This is a genomic window from Enterobacter sp. DC4, from assembly GCF_000568095.1.
GTDB lineage: Bacteria > Pseudomonadota > Gammaproteobacteria > Enterobacterales > Enterobacteriaceae > Enterobacter > Enterobacter pseudoroggenkampii.
Genome location: NZ_AZUB01000017.1, coordinates 23,124 through 30,137, shown reverse-complemented (window position 1 = coordinate 30,137; position 7,014 = coordinate 23,124). Strand labels below are relative to the sequence as shown.

Here is a 7,014-nt window from a genome sequence, read left to right as displayed (position 1 = left end):
AGATTGTCTGATAAATTGTTAAAGAGCAGTGCAACGCGGCTTTCGCTCACCGTTGCGAGGTGGCGTATATTACGCTTTCCTCTTTCAGAGTCAACCCGTTATTTCAGGATTTTTTCTCTTCAACCGAACCGCTTGTTGTGTGAAGTGATTCACATCCGCCGTGTCGATGGAGGCGCATTATAGGGAGTTCTCCGCAGGCCGCAACCGCTAAATGACAGAAAAATGACTGACTGCTGCATTCCACAGCAAAACCCCGCCTTATACCTTTTTACACACAGACTTATCCACAATGATACGAAAAAGTGAAAATGTGCGAGCGTTGCGCAAACGTTTTCGTTAAAATGCTCGCGCTTAACAAGGATGCCTCGTCAGGTGTGTTAGATGAGTTTTTCACAGGAAAATTCATCTAACGCTCTCTGTAATCGTGAAATCCAGGGGATTTACCATGCAACAACGTCGTCCAGTCCGCCGCGCTCTGCTCAGTGTTTCTGATAAAGCCGGTATCGTCGAATTCGCTCAGGCACTTTCCGCACGCGGTGTGGAGCTGCTTTCCACAGGCGGTACCGCTCGCCTGTTAGCAGATAAAGGTCTGCCGGTAACCGAAGTGTCCGATTACACCGGTTTCCCGGAAATGATGGATGGACGCGTCAAAACCCTGCATCCAAAAGTCCACGGCGGTATTCTTGGCCGTCGCGGTCAGGACGACGCCATTATGGAACAGCATGACATCGCACCAATCGACATGGTGGTTGTTAACCTCTACCCGTTTGCCCAGACCGTTGCCCGCGAAGGCTGCTCTCTGGAAGATGCCGTAGAGAATATTGATATCGGCGGCCCGACCATGGTGCGCTCCGCGGCCAAGAACCATAAAGATGTGGCCATCGTCGTAAAGAGCAGCGATTACGAAACCATTATTAATGAGATGGATGCCAACGAAGGGTCGCTGACCCTGGAAACGCGTTTCGACCTCGCCATCAAAGCCTTCGAACACACCGCCGCGTACGACAGCATGATCGCCAACTACTTCGGTAGCCTGGTACCGGCTTACCACGATGAAAGCAAAGATCCTTCCGGCCGCTTCCCGCGCACCCTGAACCTGAACTTCATTAAGAAGCAGGATATGCGTTACGGTGAGAACAGCCACCAGCAGGCAGCCTTCTATATAGAAGAAGAGGTAAAAGAAGCCTCTGTTGCGACCGCTCAGCAGGTTCAGGGCAAAGCCCTCTCCTATAACAACATTGCCGACACCGACGCCGCGCTGGAATGCGTGAAAGAGTTCAGCGAGCCGGCCTGCGTTATCGTCAAGCACGCGAACCCATGCGGCGTTGCCGTGAGCACCTCTATTCTGGATGCCTACGATCGCGCCTACAAAACCGACCCAACCTCTGCGTTCGGCGGCATTATCGCCTTCAACCGCGAGCTGGATGCTGAAACGGCTCAGGCCATCATCTCCCGCCAGTTCGTTGAAGTGATCATCGCGCCATCCGCATCCGAAGAGGCGCTCAAAATTACCGCGGCAAAACAGAACGTACGCGTACTGGTTTGCGGCCAGTGGGCAGAACGCGTGCCGGGCCTGGACTTCAAACGCGTAAACGGCGGTCTGCTGGTTCAGGATCGCGATCTGGGTATGGTGACAGAAGCCGACCTGCGCGTGGTGACCAAACGTCAGCCGACCGAACAGGAACTGCGTGACGCGCTGTTCTGCTGGAAAGTGGCGAAGTTCGTCAAATCCAACGCCATCGTCTACGCGAAAGAGAATATGACCATCGGAATAGGTGCTGGCCAGATGAGCCGCGTCTACTCCGCGAAAATCGCGGGCATTAAAGCAGGCGATGAAGGTCTGGAGGTGAAAGGCTCCGCCATGGCTTCTGACGCGTTCTTCCCGTTCCGTGACGGTATCGATGCGGCAGCTGCTGTCGGCATCACCTGCGTGATCCAGCCTGGCGGCTCAATCCGCGACGACGAAGTGATTGCCGCCGCCGACGAACACGGCATTGCGATGATCTTCACCGACATGCGCCACTTCCGCCATTAATTCCCGGAGCTGAAAATGAAAGTATTAGTAATTGGTAACGGCGGACGTGAGCACGCGCTGGCGTGGAAAGCGGCGCAGTCTCCGCTGGTGAAAACGGTCTTCGTGGCGCCGGGCAACGCCGGTACCGCACTGGAACCCGCGCTGCAGAACGTGGCTATCGGCGTGACTGACATTCCGGCGCTGCTGAGTTTTGCCCAGAGCGAGAAAATCGACCTGACCATTGTCGGCCCGGAAGCGCCGCTGGTGATTGGCGTCGTTGACGCGTTCCGCGCGGCGGGCCTGACAATCTTCGGGCCAACACAAGGGGCCGCGCAGCTGGAAGGCTCCAAAGCCTTCACCAAAGATTTCCTCGCGCGTCATAACATCCCGACGGCGGAATATCAGAATTTCACTGAAGTGGAGCCTGCTCTGGCCTACTTACGTGAGAAGGGCGCGCCGATTGTTATCAAGGCCGACGGTCTGGCCGCCGGTAAAGGCGTGATCGTCGCGATGACGCTCGAAGAAGCCGAAGCCGCGGTTCAGGACATGCTGGCAGGTAACGCTTTCGGCGATGCGGGCCACCGCATCGTGATTGAAGAGTTCCTCGACGGTGAAGAAGCCAGCTTTATCGTGATGGTCGACGGCGAGCACGTTCTGCCGATGGCCACCAGCCAGGACCACAAGCGTGTGGGCAATGCCGATACCGGCCCGAATACCGGCGGAATGGGCGCCTACTCCCCTGCTCCGGTCGTGACTGACGAAGTTCATCAACGCACCATGGATCGCGTCATCTGGCCAACCGTGAAAGGGATGGCGGCGGAAGGTAACACCTACACCGGTTTCCTCTACGCGGGCCTGATGATCGACAAGCAGGGTAACCCTAAGGTTATCGAATTCAACTGCCGCTTTGGCGATCCGGAAACTCAGCCCATCATGCTGCGCATGAAATCCGATCTGGTGGATCTGTGTCTGGCAGCCTGCGAAGGCAAGCTGGACGAGAAAACGTCAGAGTGGGACGAGCGTGCATCTCTGGGTGTGGTGATTGCTGCGGGTGGTTATCCGGGTAATTACAACACCGGGGATGAGATCCACGGTCTGCCGCTGGAAGAGAATGACGGTGCGAAGGTGTTCCATGCCGGTACGAAGCTGGCTGAAGACGATCGCGTCCTCACCAACGGCGGACGCGTGCTGTGTGCGACCGCGCTGGGCCATACCGTGGCAGAAGCGCAGAAGCGCGCCTATGCGCTGATGGCGGATATTCACTGGAACGGTAGCTTTAGCCGTCAGGATATCGGCTATCGCGCAATTGCTCGCGAGCAGGGGGAGTAATTCCTCCTCGCCCTCACCCTAACCCTCTCCCTCAAGGGAGAGGGGATCGTTCGTAGGCCGGATAAGCGTTAGCGCCATCCGGCTTAATCCACAGAACTCAAAAACTCTTCTCTGTCGGCTGCCAGGTACAGAAGTCTTCGTTCGCCACCAGCAGCAGCTGAGAGCCTTCCGGCGCTTCCAGCCATGCCACACTCACTTCCATTGATGAATGACGCTGACGGCGTTGAATGTGTTCGGTCGCCCAGGATTCAAGCTCAGGCTTGACCGTTTGCCCTTCGCAGGTGGTTACCGTCCCGTCGTTATGCCAGCGCCCCTGGCGCAGCACAACGCGTCCCAGACGAAGCGCATCGCTGGTCTGGCGAATTTGTTCGGCACGATAACGGTAGAGGGCGATTTGATCGCTGGAAAGCTGCTGTTTTTGACCGCTGACTTCGCGCTGCATAAAGCTCAGCTCGCCATGGTCGTCAAAACGCACTTTCACGTGTTCGGGGGTCTTGCTGTAGACGTTCAGTTCAATCAGCGACAGGTCATCTCCCTGCCAGCGATATTCCGCCGTCGACGTATTGCCGTTATGCCACGGGCTAAAGGCAGAAAGCAGATGCACTTCGCCGCCGGAATCTTTGCGCCAGATCCTGACTGCACCCTGGTTGTCCGCGTAGCCGCTGGCGGTAAACGGCGGCAGGGAGGTGTCGTGGCTGCAGGCGGACAGCAGCAGCATGCCTGCCAGCGCGAGCGTTCCGCGCCAGAAAGACAAAAGGGGCGTTGCCGCCCCTTCGCTAAAACTGTTCACTGCCACGCGTCTTACTTAACTGCGTCTTTCAGTGCTTTACCAGAAACAAATGCCGGCACGTTCGCTGCGGCGATTTTGATTTCTTTACCGGTCTGCGGGTTGCGGCCAGTACGCTCAGCGCGGTGGTTCACTTTGAAGGTACCGAAACCAACCAGTTGTACAGCATCGCCTTCTTTCAGAGACTCAGTAATAGCAGCCAGGGTAGATTCCAGAGCAGCTTTAGCCTGCACTTTAGACAGATCAGCCTTGTCCGCAATTACATCAATCAGTTGAGTCTTGTTCATAAGTTATCCTTTCAATGTGTTTATCGCTTGCTAAGCATCGAGTGCGACGAAAATGCCAAAAAAGCACTCTCCTGCATACACGCACCGATAGCCACTTTTTTTCGCCCCCCAAATGTAGACCAGACAAGGGGCGAAAGGGAAGAGTCGAGGAGCGACAAAACGGGCGTTATCTCAAGTTTTCTTATCTCATTGGTTAAAAATTATACCAATATTGCTCTCACCGGCCTCACGTAAGTCCGCACGCAGCCCTTTTATCAGTTCAATATCGCGTTCTTCACACTCTGCCAGCAGGCGGAAAATTTCCCACTGAATGTCCCATTCTTGCTCAACGGCCGGGTTTGCACGCAGTTCTTCATCGGTCATTTCGCGACCTTCCTGGGTCATTTCCAGCATCGCCACGGTCGTAATAGATGCCTTACTGACTTCAATAGCGTGCTCCAGCGTCTCACCGCTCAGACGGGAGTGAAGCAGTTCGCTTAACGCCACGCAGGCATCAATCGCCGGGTAGACGCCGTACAGGTCAAAATCATCCGCCACCGGAATCGCCTCTTCGAGCTTTTCGAGCTGAGAGTCGAAATTCACCTTCGCGTCTTTCACCGTCAGCGTTTCCCAGATCAGATCCAGAATGCGGCGGTAGATATGGCCATCACCAAAGCCCGTCTGCTTACAGAACGCGGCATAGTTGGGATACATGCGCTCGCACAGGCAAGCCATAAAGGTGACGTGCTGCCAGCTTTCCAGCTTTTCAAGGCGCAGGTGAATCGGGTTTTGTAGCATGATGATCTCTCGAATCGAAAATTAGGCGCAGTTTACCTGAATCACCGCTGAATTTCCTGCCAACGAACAAAAGCCGGACGCGAAGAGGCCACCGCGTCAGCCCAGCGCGTCGGCTCCGGTAAGCGGTAGCCGTTCATGCAGCGCTGTACCCACGCCAGAGCGCTGTCCATGCTCACCCGATGGCCGGTGGCGATGAACAGCGGATTACAGCGAGCCTTGCTGCGCCAGACCCACGCCAGCTGCTCGCCTTTATGGATAAGCGGCGCCAGCGCGCCCGGCTCGGCGGAGAGTGGCTCAAACGCGCCGCACAGGCGTTTCTTGGCAACGCCAATGGTCGGCACATCCACCAGCAGCCCAAAGTGGCTGGCAACGCCTAAACGGCGCGGGTGTGAGATCCCGTGCCCATCGACAAACAGCAGGTCAGGTTTTTGCGAGAGCTGCTCCCACGCTGCCAGCAGCGCGGGATATTCACGGAAGGAGAGAAAGCCCGGGATATACGGCATGGTGGTCGCGATACGCGCGACCTTGTACTCCACCAGTTCAAGCGAAGGGTATTTCAGTACCACCATCGCCGCTCGCGTCACTTCCCCACCCTGCTCGAACCCGACGTCTGCTCCGCCAATGTACTGCGGAGGATCCTTATCCAGACGATCCTCGCGGATCACCGATGAGGCCAGTTCGATTTGCTGAGCGCGTAGCGACGCGAGATCCATAACGACTCCTTACTTGTGATACTGGGCAGAAAGCCGATGCACCGCCTCCACAAATACGCCTGCGTGCTCTGGCGGTACATCCTGATGAATACCGTGGCCGAGGTTAAAGACGTGGCCTTCCCCCTGGCCGAAACCAGACAGTATAGTCGACACTTCTTCTTCAATGCGGACTGGCGGCGCATAGAGCATGGACGGATCCATATTGCCCTGCAGCGCCACTTTGTCGCCCACGCGGCGGCGCGCATCAGCAATATCGGTGGTCCAGTCAAGCCCCAGCGCGTCGCAGCCGGTTGCCGCCATGGCTTCCAGCCACTGACCGCCACCTTTAGTGAACAGCGTCACCGGCACGCGGCGACCTTCGTTTTCACGCAGCAGGCCGTCTACGATTTTGTGCATGTAATACAAGGAGAACTGCTGATAATCGCGTCCGGTCAGCACACCGCCCCAGGTATCGAAAATCATCACCGACTGCGCACCGGCTTTAATCTGCGCGTTCAGATAGAGGGTGACGCTCTTCGCCAGCTTGTCGAGCAGCGCATGCAGGGCCAGCGGCTCGGCGTACATCATCTTTTTAATCAGGGTGAAGGCTTTGCTGCTGCCCCCTTCCACCATATAGGTTGCCAGCGTCCACGGGCTGCCGGAGAAGCCAATCAGCGGCACTTCGCCTTTCAGCTCGCGGCGAATGGTGCGTACGGCGTTCATCACGTAGCCCAGCTCGCCTTCCGGATCGGGGATCGGCAGCTTATCCACATCGGCTTTGCTTTTAATTGGGGAGGTGAAACGCGGGCCTTCACCGGTTTCGAAGTACAGGCCAAGGCCCATGGCATCCGGAATGGTCAGGATATCCGAGAAGAGGATCGCAGCATCCAGCGGGAAGCGGCGCAGCGGCTGGAGCGTCACTTCACAGGCCAGCTCGGCGTTTTTGCACAGCGACATAAAATCGCCCGCCTGCGCGCGCGTGGCTTTGTACTCTGGCAGATAGCGTCCCGCCTGGCGCATCATCCACACCGGGGTGACATCAACGGGCTGGCGCAGCAGCGCACGCAGATAACGATCGTTCTTCAGTTCGGTCATTTTTGCAGTTCCTTAAGCGTCATGGCCTCAGTG

At 56.7% G+C, this 7,014-nt stretch carries 8 protein-coding genes; 3 read left to right on the top strand and 5 right to left on the bottom strand.

All coding sequences use genetic code 11. The features are described 5' to 3' along the window. The 3 genes from P349_RS26915 to purD all read left to right on the top strand — a co-directional run. Positions 1-183: hypothetical protein (locus P349_RS26915; RefSeq protein WP_205246319.1), on the top strand; the 183-nt coding region annotated here is incomplete at its 5' end. A 262-nt stretch (positions 184-445) separates the two neighbouring features. Next, positions 446-2,035, top strand: a complete 1,590-nt coding sequence (purH, locus tag P349_RS00485; RefSeq protein WP_032648399.1) for a bifunctional phosphoribosylaminoimidazolecarboxamide formyltransferase/IMP cyclohydrolase — start codon at positions 446-448, stop codon at positions 2,033-2,035. A gap of 15 nt (positions 2,036-2,050) precedes the next feature. Beyond that, positions 2,051-3,343 (top strand): phosphoribosylamine--glycine ligase, encoded by a 1,293-nt coding sequence (gene purD, locus P349_RS00490; RefSeq protein WP_032648400.1) that lies wholly within the window; start codon positions 2,051-2,053, stop codon positions 3,341-3,343. Positions 3,344-3,440: 97 nt separating this feature from the next. On the opposite strand, the gene P349_RS00495 is transcribed toward purD, so the two are convergent. From P349_RS00495 to hemE, 5 genes are all read right to left on the bottom strand, one after another. Further along, on the bottom strand, positions 3,441-4,133 hold the full coding sequence (locus tag P349_RS00495) for a DUF1481 domain-containing protein (RefSeq protein WP_024908250.1): 693 nt from the start codon (positions 4,131-4,133) through the stop codon (positions 3,441-3,443). An 11-nt stretch (positions 4,134-4,144) separates the two neighbouring features. After that, entirely contained in the window at positions 4,145-4,417 is a 273-nt protein-coding gene (hupA, locus tag P349_RS00500) for a nucleoid-associated protein HU-alpha (protein ID WP_002445246.1), read from the bottom strand. Between the two features lie 186 nt (positions 4,418-4,603). After that, positions 4,604-5,194 (bottom strand): YjaG family protein, encoded by a 591-nt coding sequence (locus tag P349_RS00505; RefSeq protein WP_008503468.1) that lies wholly within the window; start codon positions 5,192-5,194, stop codon positions 4,604-4,606. A gap of 41 nt (positions 5,195-5,235) precedes the next feature. Continuing rightward, positions 5,236-5,907, bottom strand: a complete 672-nt coding sequence (gene nfi, locus P349_RS00510) for a deoxyribonuclease V (RefSeq protein ID WP_032648402.1) — start codon at positions 5,905-5,907, stop codon at positions 5,236-5,238. A 9-nt stretch (positions 5,908-5,916) separates the two neighbouring features. After that, entirely contained in the window at positions 5,917-6,981 is a 1,065-nt protein-coding gene (gene hemE, locus P349_RS00515; protein WP_032648404.1) for a uroporphyrinogen decarboxylase, read from the bottom strand. Positions 6,982-7,014 lie beyond the last annotated feature (33 nt).